We start from the raw sequence: 16,218 nt of genomic DNA on the forward strand, positions 1-16,218 counted from the left end.
CACCAATGGCCCTCGGTCAGCATATCGAAGCGCTGGCGCTTGTCGGCGATCGCATCGGCGTGGAGCTCGGCGAGCGCGCTGGTGTCGCCGGTTGCCTGCCAGCGCGCAAAACGGCTTGCCGCATCGTCGCCTTTACGGGCTGACGTCGCGAGCAAGGCAGCACCATCGGGCAAAGCGGCAAAGCCATTTTCGTTGAACTCGAACAGCGTTCCCACGCTCCGTGCGATTCGTCCCGTGATCGGGCGCAAATATTGCGCGTCGCCGGTAAACCGCCATGCGGCCCAGGCCGATTGGAGCGGCGTAGAGACCCCGCCGCCGTCACCCGCACGCTCGGCATCGCTGCGCCAGTTGATTTCGTTGGGGTAGCTCCACGCGCCGTCCGCGCCCTGCTTGCCATGCGCCATCCAGCCATTGGTGACACCCGTTACCAAATCGCGCGCCGCCGGACTGCCATTATAGAGCCCGAGCAAAACAGGCGCGTGCATCACCGTAAAGCTATAGGGCTTTTGCCATTCCCACGCGCCTTCGCGGTACATTTTGCGCGCGCCGTACCAATTGCTGGCGAAGTGCAAATGCCCCTCGGGATTCTTCAGGATCACGCCGCCGAGCGCTCGCGTCGTCGCCATCAGCCGCTCGATCGCGCGCGGCTCACCCCAGTTGAGATAAAGCCGCTCGGCGTCGCTGTTCAGCCCCTCCTCATAGGCGTGAAGCTCATCGGTGGTGATAGAGCCAAGGCCATTCACAACCATGCCGTTCTTATACGCGGCATCGGACAGCGCGCGCAGCGACGCGTTGATCTTGTCGGGCGCGACGCCCATCAATGCGAGGCCGGGCCATTGCTGGGTCAGGTCGGTATCGTCCGAGATGCCGCCGCCAAAATCACCGTATGGGACTTGGCGATGGTCGATCCACCAGTCGACGAAACGCGCGGTGATCTTCAGATCCTCGAGCTGGCGATGCGCCCAGAGCGGCACGCCCTTGGGCGCTTCGCTCTGGACATAGGCAGGGAGGTTTTCGGGGCGATAGTTGATGTCGGCCCAGTACGCGCGGGCGCGCGGGTTATCCGGATCGACGCGAAGCAAATCGCTGATGTCGCCGAACAGGCGCGCGTAGAGCGCCGCGCGTTTGGAGGCGGTGTGTTCCTCGACGAGGAAACCCCAATTGTCCTTCACTTGGTTGAAGCGGTCGGCGATGTGCTCCTTCAGCGCCTCGGCCCGATCCTTGAACACCAGCCGGATGCGCGCGCCGTTCAGCGCCTCGGCATCGAAATCCGCCGCGCCCGATGCGATCGTCAGATAGAGGCTGGCATCGGGCAAGATGCGGTCGCGCAGATCGAGCCAAAGCGTGCGCGCTTCGCCCGGCCGGACGCTGACCGACACGTCGATCATGTCGCGCGCGGGCCAAAGCGGGTCCTTCACGCGAATCGCGAGGGGGATCAGGCCGTCCTTGCCCGGCATCGCCTTGATCGCCGGCAGATCGATCGCGATGCCATCAAGCCCATCGTGCAGATTCTGCCAGCCATAATCGAACGCGCGCGCCAGCGGCTTGTCGGGATAGGCATCGCCAAGGCTGGCGGGGATCAGGATATGGACGATCGGTAGACCCTTGGCGCGGGCCTCGGCCTTGCCACCCGTATTGGCCCCCGCGCCGACGGCGGCGCGCACCCCCGATGCGGGGAAGGCAACCACGGTCGCACGTTCCTCCGGCGCATACCGGCCCGCGATAAAGCGATTGAGCGAGTCGAGCGCAGCGACCTTGGCCGAGGCCGAGGCGTCGATGGTGAAGGAGAGTTTGAAGCTGCCTTCGGGCTCGACACCGGGATGCACGTCATAGGCCCAGATTTCCTGGATCGGTTGCTCCTGCATCGTATTGACGAAGCTGAGCGTCCCACCGGTCTGCGGCGCGATAGTGTCGAACGATCGGACCACGCCTTGCATCCGCGTCGCGACGGTCTGTCCGTTGCCGAGCAGCGTCCCGTACGCCGCGCCGCGGATTTCGACACGGTTGACGCGCTCACCCGGCGGGATCGTCAAATCATAGCGTTTGCCGCCGTCGACATAGGTATTCCAGTCGGGCAGTTCGAAATAATCGTCGCGCCCGGGCAGGCGCGACCGGTTGTAAACGCCGGGCCAGGTCGTCTCGGCAATGCCGTCGACGCCTTTCCACATCCATTGCTTCAGGTCTTTGGCGTCGGCGAATTCGACCTTGCGGATCGTGGTCGTGGGCGCGTCGAGCAGCGGCGGTGTCGCACGGTCCCAGCCATGGCGATGTTGCCAGGCGGCCCAGCGCGCGGCGGTGTCGGGCGTGGAGGCCGGGCCGGGTTCCTGCTCGGCCGCGAGCGTCGCGACATCGTTGGCAGCCAGCGCGCGATCATAGACGCGGATCTCGTCGAGATCGCTGCCGCGCATGAAATTGTAGCGGCTCTGCACCTGATGCGGCGAGAGCACACGCCCGGCCATGCCGAGCTGGTCCAGCCCTGAATCGAGATCGGCCTTTTGCAGTTTGCGCGCGACTTCCTTGCCATTGACGAACAGGCGCACGCCCTCGGTCTCGTCCCACGCAAAGGCGATGTGCTTCCAGTCGCTCGCGGCGGGAACCGCGCCGATCGTCCACGATACCCGCACCCGCGACAGGTTCGCATCGGTCACGAAGGCGTCGAAGCCGTGGCCGTTCCAGTCGATCCGCAGGAACGCCATGTCCCAGCTGCTATGATCGGCGAATCCGACGCGGAAGATCGCAAACGGTGCCTCCCCCAACGGCTCGCGCGGCCGCCAGAAGAAGCTCAGCGTGCCGCGCTCGGCGCGGATGTTGCCGGGAGCTTTCCAGGCGACATAGCCCTCATCGCGCCACCGCGCCGCGCCGCCGATCACGCCATCGGGCACGACGTCGACGCCGCTGCGGAAATTGGGCAGCGGGTCGCCGCCCGCGACATCGGCATCGAGCGTCTTGTCGGCGGACACGCGAAACAACAGCCCCGCAGGCTCGGCCAGCGCCTGCCCCGGCAAAAGTGCCAGCGCCGCCGCCGCGATCGCCCACCGCCGCGTCATGCGACGTCGACGCGGGCCAGTCGTGGCGAGAGCAGTTGGATCAGCAACAGTGCCACGAAATAGGCGCTCGCGCAGATCGCGAACAGGATCGAATAACTCTTGCCCGTTGCATCGAGGATATAGCCGGTGAACTTGGCCATCCCCATACCGCCGACCGCGCCGACCATCCCGCCGATCCCGACCACCGACCCGACCGCGCCGCGCGGGAAAATGTCCGAGGGCAACGTATAGAGATTGGCCGAAAACGCCTGATGCGCTGCTGTCGCAAGGCCAATCACCAGCACCGCGCTCCACAGCCCGTCGATCGACTGCGCGACGTAAATCGGCGTCACGCAGAACGCGCACAGCAGCATCGTCAGTTTGCGCGCGGTGTTGGGCGAATAGCCCGCCTTGATCATCCGCGATGACATCCATCCACCCGCGATGCTGCCGAAATCGGAAATCAGGTAGATCACGGCGAGCGGAAGTCCGAAGGTCTTCAGGTCCAGATGATAGCGCTCGTACAGATAGCCCGGCAGCCAGAACAGGAAGAACCACCAGATCGGATCGATGCAGAATTTCCCCAACGCATAGGCCCAGGTCTCGCGCACGGTCAGCAGCTTGCGCCACGCGATCGGTACGACCGGATCGGCCGGGTCCTGTTCAATCCAGGCAAGTTCGGACGGACTGACGCGGGCGTGTTCGCGCGGGTGGCGATAGATCAGCCACCACGCGATCAGCCACACAATCCCGAGAAGCCCGGTGATGTAGAACGCAACGCGCCAATCGAACGCCAGCACCAGAGCGGGCACCAGCAACGGCGTGATGATCGCGCCGATATTGGCACCGGCGTTGAACAGTCCGATCGCGAAGGCACGCTCACGCTGCGGGAACCAGTCGGTCACGGCGCGGATGCCGGCGGGGAAGTTGCCCGACTCCCCGATTCCGAGGCCGAAGCGCGCCATCGCGAAGGTCGTCACGCCGCTCGCCAGACCATGCGCCATATGACTGATCGTCCAGATGACGATCGCAATCGTATAGCCCAAACGCGCGCCGACCATATCGACGACCTTGCCGAAGCTGACATAGCCAACCGCATAAGCGACCTGGAACCAGAAGATGATCGTGGCAAAGTCGGTTTCGGTCCAGCCGAATTCCTTGCTGAGCGTCGGCTTGAGCACGCCGATCATTTGCCGGTCGACATAATTGATCGCGGTCGCGGCAAACAGCAGCGCGCAAATGACCCAGCGATACCGCCCGACGCGTTCGGCGGCCGCCGCCACGCCGGGCATTTGCGCCCCCGGCAAGTTCGCCGTTGCCATCTCTCGCTCTCCCCCCTTGCCCTGTTGTCGAGCTTATCCCTCGGCCTTGATCGTACAGGCGACGGTCAATCGCGAATCAAATCGGGCCACCACCTGATCCCCCACCGCAACCGGGTGGACACCGGTGACGGCGCCGCTCGAAATCCATTGTCCGGCGGTGAGCGCGATCCCGCGTTCGGCCATCAGCTCAAACAGGAAGCGCGCGGCACCGAACGGACCGTCGAGCATCGTCGCGGCGATGCCAGCGCCGATCAGCGTGTCGTTGATCATCAGTTCGACCGGCCAGTCGAGCAGGTTGCTCCGCCGCCAGCCGTCGATTGCCGGTCCGATCACCAGCCCGTTATTGTTCCCGAAATCGGAAATGGTCACGCCCGCGCCATGATCGTTGATGCCACCAAAAGGCGAACTCGCAATCTCGATGCCGACGTGCACGGCATCAATCAGGGCGGTCGCTTCAGCCACGGAGTAGCGCCGCTTGGCGGGGTCAGGCGTGGTGCCGATCTGGAGCAGGAATTCGGCCTCCGCCGCCGCAAAGCCACCCGCGAACACCGGCATGGCGATCGGCTGGTGCGACGACGCGGCGCGGACGCTGTCGAAAATCGGTCCGGCAAGGCGATCGACAGCACCGATCGGTGGATTGATCCGCCCGACCTTCCAGCCAATGATCGCACTGGCGCTCATCGAAATAGCGGCATCCTGCACCGCATAGGCGTCAGACAGGTGCACAGGCGGCGTGCCCGGATAATCGGTCAACGCGGTCGCGGTGCGGCGTGCATCGACGAAGCGGGTGGCAATCTGCATCAGGTGAGCTTCGACGTCGCGCGCCATCGGTTCACGTAGCTCCCCGGTCATGCGCTCCCCTGTCATACTTCTGCTCATTCTCTGTTTTGCGGCACAGTGCGGCGGACGGAAATCGGTGTCAATTCTTGTCGGCACCAGCCGATGCTGGAAGTGCGGTATCCCAGTCGCCATCGACCGCCGCCTGCGCCGCAGCCGTGATGGCCGTCACCAGCGCCGCATCATCGCGCCATTGTCGGGAGAGGCCGAGTCCGGCCTCGATCAGCCGCTCGACAAAGGCGGGGATACTCGTTCCGCTAGCCGCCGCCGCGAGCGCCGCTGCCGCCGGGTCGATTACCGGCGTGCCCGCACGCAGGCGCCGGAATACGAACGCGACCCAGCACCCAGCGGCGGCGGCGACCAGGGTCGGCATTCGCCCGGCGCGGCGATTGGCATCGATCGTGTCGCACAAGCGATAGGGCAGCTTTTGAGTCCCATCCTGCGCGATCTGATCGAGCCGATGGACGATCGCCGGGTTGCGGAAACGGTCGAGCACGGCGACGCGATAGATGTCGAGATCGAGTCCAGCGACCGCGGGCAGCGCAGGGGCGATATCGGTGCGGATCATGCTGTCGACAAAATGCGCCAGCACGCGATCGGCCATCGCATCGGCGACGCTGGTGTGGCCGCGCAACAGCCCGGCATAGGCCAGCGTCGAATGCGCGCCGTTCAAGATACACAGCTTTGCGCGTTCATAACCCGCCAGATCGGCAGTAACGATTGCGCCGACCGAGGCGAGATCGGGTCCAACCTGCGCGCCGATAGCCTCGATCACCCATTGCCCGAAGGATTCGCGCTGGACGGGGATGGTGTCAGCCACACCAAGCGCGGTCGCGACATCGGCGGCGAGCGCGGCGTCGCTCGCCGGGGTGATCGAATCGACCATTGTTGATGGCACGCGGACTTCGCCAGCGATCCACGCCGCCAGATCGGCATCGCGCGCGCTTGCGAACGCGACCAGCGCCGCCTTGAGCTTGGCACCGTTGTTCGCCAGATTGTCGCACGGCATCGGCACGAAGGGCGGGAGGCGGCCTTCGCGTCGTGCGGCAAGCCCCGCGACGACCCAGCCGATCACGCTGCGCGGCGGGGCAATGGAGGACAGGTCGTGGACGATGTCAGGATGCGCCTTGTCGAGCGTGCCGTCGGCGGCGAGGCAATAGCCCTTCTCGGTTACGGTGGTGGTGACGAGCGCGATCGCAGGATCTGCAAGGAGCATAGCGGTTGCCGCAGCATCATCGGGGCCGAGCCACGCCCCGTGTGCGCCGACGACACGGTTGACCGAAACCGCATCACGTACGGCGATCGTATAGAGTCCCTGCTGCGCCGCGAGCGCCGCGACGACGCTCTTGCTGCGCAGCGCGACGGCGGCGATGCCCCAGCGCGGATCATGATCGAGCAGCGTGTCGATATAGCTCGCCTGATGCGCGCGGTGGAACGCGCCGGGGCCGAAATGCACGATGCCGAGTTGCGGCGGTCCCGACCGGCGCGGGCGCTGAACGCGATCGGGCACGCCCGGCAATGCCGCATAAGCGAGCCGTGTCAAAGGGTCACTCCGCGCTTCCAGATCGCCATTTCGCGCTCTTCGTTGCGCTCGGCGGCGGTTTCCGCGCCCGAGGCGATGGCGATGATCCGTGCGAGCAGCGCGTCGGCGCTGGGCTCCATGCCGTCATCCAGCGCGGCACCCGCATCGAAATCGATCCACCCCGGCTTGGCGGCCGCGAGCGCGCTGTTCGACGCGATCTTGAGCGTCGGCACCGGCGCGCCGAGCGGCGTGCCGCGCCCGGTGGTGAACAGGATCAACGTCGCCCCCGCCGCCGCCAGCGCTGTCGTCGATACCGCATCATTGCCCGGTGCTTCGAGCAAGGTCAGTCCAGGCAGCGTCGCTTGCGCGCCATAGCCGATCGCATCGACGACCGGAGCGTTGCCGCCTTTCTGTACTGCGCCGAGCGATTTTTCCTCAAGCGTGGTGATCCCGCCCGCGATATTGCCGGGCGAGGGATTCTCCGACACCGGCTCGCCATGGCTGAGGAAGTAGCGTATGAAATCGTTGACCATTGCGCCGATCCGATCGAACACCGCGCGGCTGGCGGCGCGCGCCATCAGCACCTGTTCGGCGCCGAAGATTTCGGGAATTTCGGTCAGGATCACCGTCCCGCCAGCGCCTGCGATGCGGTCGCTCATCCGGCCGACCAGCGGATTGGCGGTGAGACCCGAAAAGCCGTCGGACCCGCCGCATTTGACGCCGAGCGCAAGCTTGTCGAGCCCGACCGCGACACGCGGCTGCGCGGCTTGCGCGACGAGTTCGTCGACCAAGGCTTCGCCCTCGGCCATTTCGTCGGGCGAGGATTGGGCGATCATCGTCCGGATTGCGCCGCGCCGCGCTTCGGGCACCTCAGCCAGCAATGCTGCGAGCTGATTGGATTCGCATCCAAGCCCGATGATCAGCACGCCACCGGCATTGGGGTGGCAGGCGAGTGCGGCGAGGATGCGGCGCGTCCCCGCCAGATCATCGCCAAGCTGCGAACAGCCGAACGGGTGGGCGAAGGCATGGACGCCGTCGACCGTGCCGACGTGGCGGGCATGCGCGCGCCCCGCAATCCGCTGGGCCGTGCGCGCGACGCAGCCAACGGTTGGCAATATCCAAATCTCATTGCGCGTGCCAACGCGGCCGTCGGCGCGGACATAGCCCTGAAACTGGAGATCATCCGCGCACGCGGCGGCGCGCGGCGGCGCTGCGACGTGCGCGTATTCGACAGTTCCGGTTAGCGCGGTTGCGACATTGTCGACATGCACGTGCGCGCCGAGCGCGATTGCGTGGCGCGCGACTCCGATCGGGAAACCAAATTTGATGATTGGTTGGCCGCCGTCGATCGGCTTGAGTGCAATTTTATGGCCGCGCGCGATATCGCCATCCGCGATGATCGATCGCGTTCCAAGCGCAACGGCATCGCCGCCCGCGACATCGCGGAGCATCGTCGCCACATTATCCGCCGGACCGACTTGCCAGGCATCGACCATTGATTGCGCGCTCCGAATTTAGGGTAACCGGTGTCCTAAAGGCCGCGCTTGTGGCGTACCCGCCGCATGGACGCAAGCGCGGAGCGGCGCGCGAAGGGCTGTTCGCGCGCCGCTAAGCGCAGTATGACCCCGCGATGAAAAGCAGCGGCCAGCCCACGATCAACGACGTCGCCCGGATCGCCGGAGTTTCGAAGAAGACGGTCAGCCGAGTCATCAACCGGTCGCCGCTGCTCAACGAGGATACCCGCCGCAAGGTCGAAGCGGTGATCAGCGAGTTGAGCTACATCCCCAATCCGCAGGCGCGTGCGCTGGCACTGCGGCGCAATTTCCTGATCGGGCTGGTCCACGATAATCCTAACGCGCAGACCGTGATGAATGTGCAGCAGGGGATGCTCGAAGCGCTGCACGGCACCGAATTCGAAATGGTCGTCCGTCCGCTCGATCGCGGTTCGGCGACGATGCTCGACGACCTTCGTCACTTTCTCGAACGGCAGCGTTTGTTCGGCGTGTTGCTGATGCCGCCGATCAGCGAGAATGATTCGATCGCGCGGCTGTGCGACGAAATCGGGTGTCGCTATGTGCGCATGGGCTCGGCGATGCTCGACGATAGCGCGCATATGGTCGCGTCCAATGATCGCGAGGCGGTGCGGACGGCGGTCGCGTATCTGGTCGAGCAGGGGCATCGCCGGATCGGCCTGGTCGCCGGACCGCATGGCTTCCGCTCCGCGCGCGAGCGGCGCGAAGGGTTCGAGGAAGCACTCGACGCGGCGGGCATCGCCTTGCCGCGATCGATGGTCGCCGATGGCAATTACACGTTCGATTCGGGCCGCATGGCGGCTGACCGGTTGCTCGATGTGGTACCGCGCCCGACCGCAATCTTTTCGTCCAACGACGAGATGGCGGCAGGCGTTATGCACGCCGCGATGGAGCGCGGTCTGCAGATTCCGCGCGACCTGTCGATCATCGGCTTCGACGATACGCCCGTCGCGGCGCACGTCTGGCCGCCGCTGACGACGGTACGCTGGCCGATCGTGTCGATGGCGCGGTCGGCGGCGCTCAAATTGCTCGCAGGGGTCGATGGTGGCGATCCGATCGAGGAACCTTCGCAATTCCTCTCGACGCTGATCCGCCGCGCGTCGGTAGCACCGCCAAACGGGTAAAAGCTGCGCTTGCGACGTCGCTTGACACCGGTTACCAGTGTGCGGAGCTTGAGACGCGCTCTAGGGGAGACACGATGACCGCCCGGCCGCTCCGACTTGATCCCGATCGCCTGTTCCCGGCCGATCCGTCGACGCGGGCAATCGCGCGCGCGCTCTACGCCGACATCGCCGATCTGCCGATCGTAGGTCCGCACGGCCATACCGACGCCGGGTGGTTCGCCGACAATGAAGCCTGGACCGATGCGACCAGCCTGTTGCTCGCGCCCGATCATTACATCTATCGGATGCTCTACAGTCAGGGGATCGACCTTGACGCGCTCGCCATCCCGCGTCGCAACGGCACTCCGCCGACCGATCCGCGTGCAGCGTGGGGCGTGTTTGCCGCGAATTATCACCTGTTTCGGGGCACGCCGTCGCGGCTGTGGTTCGATCATGTCTTCGCCACGGTGTTCGGGATTGAGGTCGCGCTCGATGTTGGCACTGCCGGTCAGTATTTCGACCTGATTGGCGATAAGCTCGCGACCCCCGCCTTCCGGCCACGCGCGCTGTTCGACCGGTTCAAGATCGATTTTCTCGCCACAACCGAGGGCGCGCAGGATGATCTGTCGGCGCATCACCGCATCCACGCGAGTGGCTGGGGCGGGCGAGTCGTCACCACCTATCGGCCCGATGGGGTGATCGATGTCGAGCATGAGGCGTTCAAGCCGGCCATGGCGGGCTTCGCCGAACTGACCGGCGAGGATGTGTATACCTGGACCGGCTATCTGAACGCGCATCGCAAGCGCCGCGCCGATTTCCGCGCGGCGGGCGCTACCGCGACCGACCACGGCCACCCGACGGCGGCGACCGCCAATCTGTCGAATGCCGAATGCGCAGCGCTGTTCGCGAAAATCGTCGACGGAAGCTGGACCCTCGCCGATGCCGAGCTGTTCCGTGCGCAAATGCTGACCGAAATGGCCGCGATGAGCGTCGAGGACGGGATGGTGATGCAAATCCACCCGGGGTCCTATCGCAACCACAATGCCGGCCTCTTCGCGAGCCACGGTCGCGATAAGGGTGCCGACATCCCGACACGCACCGATTATGTCCGCGCGCTGAAACCGCTGCTCGACCGGTTCGGTGCCGAGCGGAACCTGTCGATCATCCTCTTCACGCTCGACGAAAGCGCCTATGCGCGCGAACTCGCGCCACTGGCGGGCCATTATCCGTGCCTCAAACTGGGCCCAGCCTGGTGGTTCCATGACAGTCCCGAGGGCATGCGCCGCTTCCGCGAGACCACGACCGAGACGGCGGGCTTCTACAACACCGTCGGCTTCAACGACGACACGCGGGCCTTCCTGTCGATCCCGGCGCGGCATGATGTCGCGCGCCGCGTCGATTGCGGCTTTCTCGCGCGGCTCGTCGCCGAACATCGCCTCGCCGATTGGGAAGCCGCCGAGCTGGCGCACGACCTCACCAGCGGCCTTGTCCGCCGCGCCTATCGTATCGACCAACCCCTGCCCGCCATGCTGGCGGCCTGACTTCGGAGACCGAGATGTTCGACCGTACCTATTACGCAACGCATCCCGACATGATGGAATGCGTCTCCAACGACGAATTGCGTGACCGCTATCTGATCCAGGACCTGTTCCGCGACGGCGAATGCGTGCTGAACTATACCCATGCCGATCGCTTCGTGATCGGCGGCGTCGCGATCGCCGACGCGCCGGTAGCGCTGCCCGCGCAGAGCGAACCGCCGTCCGCCGTCGGCCATCCCTTCCTCGAACGCCGCGAACTCGCGATCGTCAATGTCGGCGCGGTCGAGGGCGTGGTCACGGTCGATGGCGAAGCCTTCACGCTCGGCAATAAGGATTGCCTGTACGTCACGATGGGCGCGAAGGATGTCGTGTTTTCACGAGCCGGTGCGCGGTTCTACCTCGCATCCTGCCCGGCGCACAAAGCCTTCACCACGCGCAAACTGTCGATCGCCGACGCCAATGCGCTTGAGCGCGGCAGTCTCGAGGAATCGAACGAACGGACGATTTTCCAGCTCGTCATCCCCGGCGTCTGCGATTCAGCGCAACTCGTCATGGGCCTGACCGTGCTCAAGCCCGGATCGGTGTGGAACACCATGCCCCCGCACATTCACGAGCGCCGCAGCGAAATCTATTTCTACTTCGAACTGCCCAATCCGAATGACCGCGTCTTCCATTACATGGGCGAGGGCGAAGCGATGCGGCACATCGTGATGGGTAATGAGGAAGCGGTAATCAGCCCGCCCTGGTCGATCCATATGGGTTCGGGCACGCGCGCCTATGCCTTCATCTGGGCGATGGCGGGTGAGAATCAGGATTATACCGACATGACCGTGCTGGATATCTGCCAGCTCGCCTGACCCTGTTTGCTCCCCTCCCGCTTGCGGGTGGGGAATTGGAGAACCCGATGACCTCTCCCTTCGATCTTACCGGCAAAGTCGCCATCGTCACCGGTGCGAATACCGGCATCGGCCAGGCGATTGCCGTCGCCCTCGCGCGCGCGGGCGCGGATGTCGCCTGTGTCGGGCGGACGTCAGCTGCGGAAACCGTCGCGCAGATCGAAGCGCTCGGCCGCCGCGCGATAAACATCGCCGCCGATCTTTCGACGATCGCGCCTGTGAACAGGATTGTGGATGAAGCGGTGGATACGCTTGGCGGGTTCGACATCCTAGTCAACAATGCCGGGATCATCCGTCGCGCCGACGCGGTCGATTTCAGCGAGGCCGATTGGGATGCGGTGATCGATACCAACCTCAAGAGCGTGTTCTTCCTGTGCCAGGCGGCAGGGCGACACATGATTGGGCATGGCGGCGGCAAGATCATCAACATCGCCTCGATGCTGACCTTTCAGGGGGGCATTCGCGTGCCAAGCTATACTGCGTCCAAATCGGGCATCGGTGGCTTGACCAAGCTGCTCGCCAACGAATGGGCGCGCAAGGGCATCAACGTCAACGCGATAGCACCCGGCTATATCGCCACCAATAATACCGCTGCGCTTCAGGCCGATGAAGTCCGCAACAAATCGATTCTCGATCGTATCCCGGCCGGGCGCTGGGGCGATGCCAGCGATCTGGGCGGGGCTGTCGTGTTCCTTGCCTCGTCGGCGGCGGATTATGTCCAGGGGCATATCCTTGCGGTCGACGGCGGATGGCTCGCGCGGTGAGCCGGTTCCTCGCATTCGGTGAAATCATGCTGCGGCTCTCACCGCCGGGGCGCGAGCTGTTGCTGCAGACGCCGAAGCTCGATGTATGGGTCGCAGGGGCAGAGGCCAATGTCGCGACCGCGCTGGCCCGGCTCGGGCATGATGTCGGTTTTGCGAGTGCCGTGCCCGATAACGATCTCGGCCGATCGGCGATCGCGACGCTGCGCGGCCACGGGATCGATACCAGCGCTATCCAGCGGCGCGGCGATCGGATGGGGCTGTATTTCGTCACCTCGGGCGCGGGGATGCGCGCGACCGAAGTCATTTATGACCGCACGCATTCTTCTTTCGCGGAGACGCGTGCCGAGGATTGGGATTGGGCCGCGCTGCTGTCGGGTGTCGATCGGCTGCATCTGTCGGGCATCACGCCCGCCTTGGGTCCGGTTTCGGCCGAGGCGGCGCTGGCGGCGGTCAAGGCAGCGCGCGCGCGCGATGTCGCGGTGTCGTTCGACGGCAATTACCGCGCGAAACTGTGGGAGCGTTGGGCCTCCGATCCGCGCGGGATCCTCAACACGCTCGTTGGGCATGCCGACCTGCTGTTCGGCAACCACCGCGACATTGCCCTGCTGCTCGGTCGGGATTTTTCGGGGGAGGGCGAAAGCCGACGTCGCGTGGCAGCGGATGCCGCGTTCGCCGCCTTTCCGCGCCTGCAGACGATCGCTTCCACCGCGCGCCATGTCGAGGATGCCGACCGGCACCGCCTCTCCGCCCGAATCGATACCCGCGCCGGCACCGCCCAGACCGAAGAGGTCGTACTCGCCGGGATCGTCGATCGGATCGGCGGCGGCGATGCCTTTGCCGCTGGCGTCCTGCACGCGCTGCGGAGCGGCGGGGGAGCCGAGGAAGCCGCGCGTACCGGGCTTGCGCTCGCCGCGCTCAAACATTCGCTGCCGGGCGATGCCAGCCTGTTTCGTCAGGCCGATATCGACGCATATCTGGCTGGCGGGCTCGATGTCCGGCGGTGACATCAGCCGCCGTGCGGTTATTGCAAGCGCGGCTGCGCTGGCGTTGATGCCGCGATCGGCGCGCGCGGCACCGGCCACCGTGACGGCACCCGACGGCATGTTTAGCGTAAGCCTAGACCGCGGCCTGATAGTGGCGCGCGGGATTCGCTATGGCCGCGCCAAACGGTTTGAAGCCCCGGTTGCCGTATCAACCCCCGGTCACAGCGTCGCCGCCCAGACCTTCGGCGCCATCGCGCCGCAGCAAGGCGCACGGTATGGCGCGCAATCCGAAGACTGCCTGTTCCTCAACATCTGGACCGCCGAGCCCGACATTCACGCGCGCAAACCGGTGATGCTTTACATCCACGGCGGTGCCTATTCGAACGGCAGCGTCACCGATCCGCTTAATGACGGCGCGGCGCTGGCGGCGCGTGGCGATTGCGTGGTGGTGACGGTGAACCACCGGCTCAATGCGCTCGGCTATCTCTATCTCGCACGGCTCGACTCGCGTTTCCCCGACAGCGGCAACCTCGGGCAACTCGACCTGATCCTCGCGCTGCAATGGGTGAAGCGCAACATCGCCGCGTTCGGCGGCGACCCCAATCGCGTGATGGTCTTCGGCCAGTCGGGCGGCGGCGCCAAGATCGCGACGATGATGGCGATGTCCGCCGCGCGCGGCCTGTTCCACCGCGCCGCGACGATGAGCGGCCAGCAAGTCACCGCCTCCGGCCCGCTCAACGCGACCGCGCGCACGCGCGCCTATCTGGCGAAGCTCGGCGTCAACGAGGGCGACCTGTCGCCACTGCTGACGATGCCTATCGAAAGGCTGATCGAAGGGCTGACGGCGACCGATCCGATCCTCGGCGGCGGGGTCTATTTCGGGCCGGTGCTCGATATGAAATGGCTCACCCGCCATCCGTTCTGGCCCGATGCCGCCCCGCAATCGAACGGCATCCCTATGCTGCTTGGCAACACGCATGACGAAACGCGCGCGTTTATTTCGCCCGATTGCGAGCGCGTGAAGACGCTTACCTGGGATAATCTCGCCGAACGCATGGCGCCCGAATTGCGCATCGACATCCTGCCCGAATGGGTCGTGGCGCAATACCGTGCGCGCTATCCCGACTGGTCGTCGAGCGACATTTTCTACGATGCGACGACCTGCGGGCGCAGCTGGCGCGGGCAAGTAATCGAGGCGGAGGCGCGCGCCGCAGCCGGCGCGCCGACCTGGGTCTATCACGTCGATTTCACCGCGCGGCTCGATCCGCGTCGCCGCGCGATGCACACGATGGATATTCCGCTGGTGTTCGGCACGCTCGGCGCAGAGGGATCGCAGACCGGCGCGGGTGCGGATGCGCAAGCCGCATCGAAGGCGATGCAGGACAGCTTTGTTACTTTCGCGAAAACCGGCAATCCTAACCATGCCGGGCTGGCAAAATGGCCGAGCTATGATCGCAACCGCCGCGCAACGATGATCTTCGACGCGCAATCGCACATCGAGAACAACCCGCGCGCGTGGCAGCGCGAGCTGTTTGCGCGCGTACCCTATATCCAACCGGGGAGCTGACATGATCGATCGTCGCCAGGCCATGCTCGCCACGCTCGCGCTTGGTTTGCCAAGCGTAGCCGGCGCGCAGACAGCGCCCCCGCGCTTAGCGGGAAAGGCTCCGGTTGCCGGCCTGCCCGAACCCGACGAAACCATCGACCTGTGGCCCAAGGGCGCGCCGGGGCAGCCCGCCAAAGCGCTGATCGAAACGGTCGACGAACGCAGCAAGGACAGCGCGCTCACCGATCGCGCGGTGTACGGGATCAGTCGCCCGCGCATGGTCGTGTTTCGCCCGCGCATCCCCAATGGCAATGCGGTGCTCATCACGCCGGGTGGTGGCTATCGCTGGGTTGTGATCGATAAGGAAGGCTATGAAATTGCGCGCTGGCTCGCGGCGCGTGGCTGGACCTGTTTCGTGCTGTTCTATCGCTTGCCGGGGGAGGGCTGGGCGGCGGGTCCCGATGTCGCGCTGAGCGACGCGCAGCGTGCGATGCGGCTGATCCGCGCGGGTGCGCGCGACTATGGCATCATGCCGGAACGTGTCGCGGCGATGGGATTCTCGGCCGGGGGGCATGTCTGCGCCGATCTTGCGACGCGCTTCGATGCGTCGACCTATGCGCCGGTCGATGCCGCCGACGCCCTTGCGGCGCGGCCAGATGTCGCGGCGCCGATCTATCCGGTGCAATCGATGCGGCTGCCCTTTGCACATCCCGGTTCGCGCGATCTGCTCTTGGGCCACAATCCAAGCGCGGCGCTGGAATCGGCGCATTCGCCCGAGGACATTGTCAGCGCGTCAACGCCGCCCACTTTTCTGGTTCATGCCGAAGACGATTCCGTCGTTCCGGTCGAAAACACGCTAAGGCTGCGTGCCGCGCTGAAGGCCAAGGGCATAGCCGTCGAAACCCATCTCTTCACCCATGGCGGTCACGGCTTTGGCCTACGCCGCGCGGCAGGCAAGCCAGTCGAACGTTGGCCGGAATTGTTTGTCGCCTGGGCGCAAACGCAAGGACTGTCCTGACGAGGCGGCCTTTTTAAGGGGCTCCCAATCCGCCGCGGCAACGGCAGAACCTTGTCGCCTACGTACGGATTCAACGTACTGGTGACCGAGACTGGTCTTCCGGCGATGATGCAGAGTGCTGAAAAAAGGCA

At 65.3% G+C, this 16,218-nt stretch carries 12 protein-coding genes; 7 read left to right on the plus strand and 5 right to left on the minus strand.

Annotation, left to right across the window (positions count from 1 at the left end; translation table 11 throughout):
• The 5 genes from ABWP09_RS09310 to ABWP09_RS09330 all read right to left on the minus strand — a co-directional run.
• On the minus strand, positions 1-3,047 hold a 3,047-nt coding region (locus tag ABWP09_RS09310; protein ID WP_353204869.1), incomplete at its 3' end, for a LamG-like jellyroll fold domain-containing protein.
• The gene (locus tag ABWP09_RS09315) at positions 3,044-4,348 is read right to left on the minus strand and encodes an MFS transporter (RefSeq protein WP_353204870.1); all 1,305 of its coding nucleotides are present in this window, start codon (positions 4,346-4,348) and stop codon (positions 3,044-3,046) included. The genes ABWP09_RS09315 and ABWP09_RS09310, both read right to left, overlap by 4 nt.
• A 33-nt stretch (positions 4,349-4,381) precedes the next feature.
• Positions 4,382-5,149 carry a 2-keto-4-pentenoate hydratase gene (locus ABWP09_RS09320; RefSeq protein WP_353204871.1) on the minus strand — a complete coding sequence of 256 codons (768 nt, stop codon included), beginning with the start codon at positions 5,147-5,149 and terminating at the stop codon, positions 4,382-4,384.
• Positions 5,150-5,267: 118 nt separating this feature from the next.
• On the minus strand, positions 5,268-6,728 hold the full coding sequence (locus ABWP09_RS09325) for a mannitol dehydrogenase family protein (RefSeq protein WP_353204872.1): 1,461 nt from the start codon (positions 6,726-6,728) through the stop codon (positions 5,268-5,270).
• Entirely contained in the window at positions 6,725-8,203 is a 1,479-nt protein-coding gene (locus ABWP09_RS09330; RefSeq protein ID WP_353204873.1) for a UxaA family hydrolase, read from the minus strand. Before ABWP09_RS09330 ends, ABWP09_RS09325 begins: the two co-directional genes overlap by 4 nt.
• A 134-nt stretch (positions 8,204-8,337) precedes the next feature.
• Between ABWP09_RS09330 and ABWP09_RS09335 the strand changes: the two genes are divergently transcribed.
• The 7 genes from ABWP09_RS09335 to ABWP09_RS09365 all read left to right on the plus strand — a co-directional run bounded on the left by ABWP09_RS09335 (position 8,338) and on the right by ABWP09_RS09365 (position 16,087).
• Positions 8,338-9,363 carry a LacI family DNA-binding transcriptional regulator gene (locus ABWP09_RS09335; protein WP_353204874.1) on the plus strand — a complete coding sequence of 342 codons (1,026 nt, stop codon included), beginning with the start codon at positions 8,338-8,340 and terminating at the stop codon, positions 9,361-9,363.
• A gap of 74 nt (positions 9,364-9,437) precedes the next feature.
• Positions 9,438-10,883: a glucuronate isomerase gene (gene uxaC / locus ABWP09_RS09340; protein WP_353204875.1), complete on the plus strand. Its 1,446-nt coding sequence runs from the start codon at positions 9,438-9,440 to the stop codon at positions 10,881-10,883.
• A gap of 14 nt (positions 10,884-10,897) precedes the next feature.
• A complete protein-coding gene (gene kduI, locus ABWP09_RS09345; RefSeq protein WP_353204876.1) occupies positions 10,898-11,737 on the plus strand; it encodes a 5-dehydro-4-deoxy-D-glucuronate isomerase in 840 nt (279 codons plus the stop codon).
• 47 nt (positions 11,738-11,784) lie between these two features.
• Positions 11,785-12,540 carry a 2-dehydro-3-deoxy-D-gluconate 5-dehydrogenase KduD gene (gene kduD, locus ABWP09_RS09350; RefSeq protein ID WP_353204877.1) on the plus strand — a complete coding sequence of 252 codons (756 nt, stop codon included), beginning with the start codon at positions 11,785-11,787 and terminating at the stop codon, positions 12,538-12,540.
• Positions 12,537-13,544 carry a PfkB family carbohydrate kinase gene (locus tag ABWP09_RS09355; RefSeq protein ID WP_353204878.1) on the plus strand — a complete coding sequence of 336 codons (1,008 nt, stop codon included), beginning with the start codon at positions 12,537-12,539 and terminating at the stop codon, positions 13,542-13,544. The genes kduD and ABWP09_RS09355 overlap by 4 nt, the downstream gene beginning before the upstream one ends.
• Positions 13,531-15,090 carry a carboxylesterase/lipase family protein gene (locus ABWP09_RS09360; RefSeq protein WP_353204879.1) on the plus strand — a complete coding sequence of 520 codons (1,560 nt, stop codon included), beginning with the start codon at positions 13,531-13,533 and terminating at the stop codon, positions 15,088-15,090. Before ABWP09_RS09355 ends, ABWP09_RS09360 begins: the two co-directional genes overlap by 14 nt.
• A gap of 1 nt (position 15,091) precedes the next feature.
• Positions 15,092-16,087: an alpha/beta hydrolase gene (locus tag ABWP09_RS09365; RefSeq protein WP_353204880.1), complete on the plus strand. Its 996-nt coding sequence runs from the start codon at positions 15,092-15,094 to the stop codon at positions 16,085-16,087.
• Positions 16,088-16,218 lie beyond the last annotated feature (131 nt).

The sequence above is a fragment of the Sphingomonas sp. genome (assembly GCF_040398505.1).
In the GTDB taxonomy this organism is placed as follows: Bacteria; Pseudomonadota; Alphaproteobacteria; order Sphingomonadales; family Sphingomonadaceae; genus Sphingomonas.

Excerpts from the sequence above, each read along its gene's own strand:
- ABWP09_RS09315 (WP_353204870.1), bottom strand. The coding sequence starts at position 4,348 with ATGGCAACGGCGAACTTGCCGGGGGCGCAAATGCCCGGCGTGGCGGCG.
- ABWP09_RS09320 (WP_353204871.1), bottom strand. The coding sequence starts at position 5,149 with ATGCAGATTGCCACCCGCTTCGTCGATGCACGCCGCACCGCGACCGCG.
- ABWP09_RS09330 (WP_353204873.1), bottom strand. The coding sequence starts at position 8,203 with ATGGTCGATGCCTGGCAAGTCGGTCCGGCGGATAATGTGGCGACGATG.
- ABWP09_RS09335 (WP_353204874.1), top strand. The coding sequence starts at position 8,338 with ATGAAAAGCAGCGGCCAGCCCACGATCAACGACGTCGCCCGGATCGCC.
- uxaC (WP_353204875.1), top strand. The coding sequence starts at position 9,438 with ATGACCGCCCGGCCGCTCCGACTTGATCCCGATCGCCTGTTCCCGGCC.
- kduI (WP_353204876.1), top strand. The coding sequence starts at position 10,898 with ATGTTCGACCGTACCTATTACGCAACGCATCCCGACATGATGGAATGC.
- kduD (WP_353204877.1), top strand. The coding sequence starts at position 11,785 with ATGACCTCTCCCTTCGATCTTACCGGCAAAGTCGCCATCGTCACCGGT.
- ABWP09_RS09360 (WP_353204879.1), top strand. The coding sequence starts at position 13,531 with ATGTCCGGCGGTGACATCAGCCGCCGTGCGGTTATTGCAAGCGCGGCT.
- ABWP09_RS09365 (WP_353204880.1), top strand. The coding sequence starts at position 15,092 with ATGATCGATCGTCGCCAGGCCATGCTCGCCACGCTCGCGCTTGGTTTG.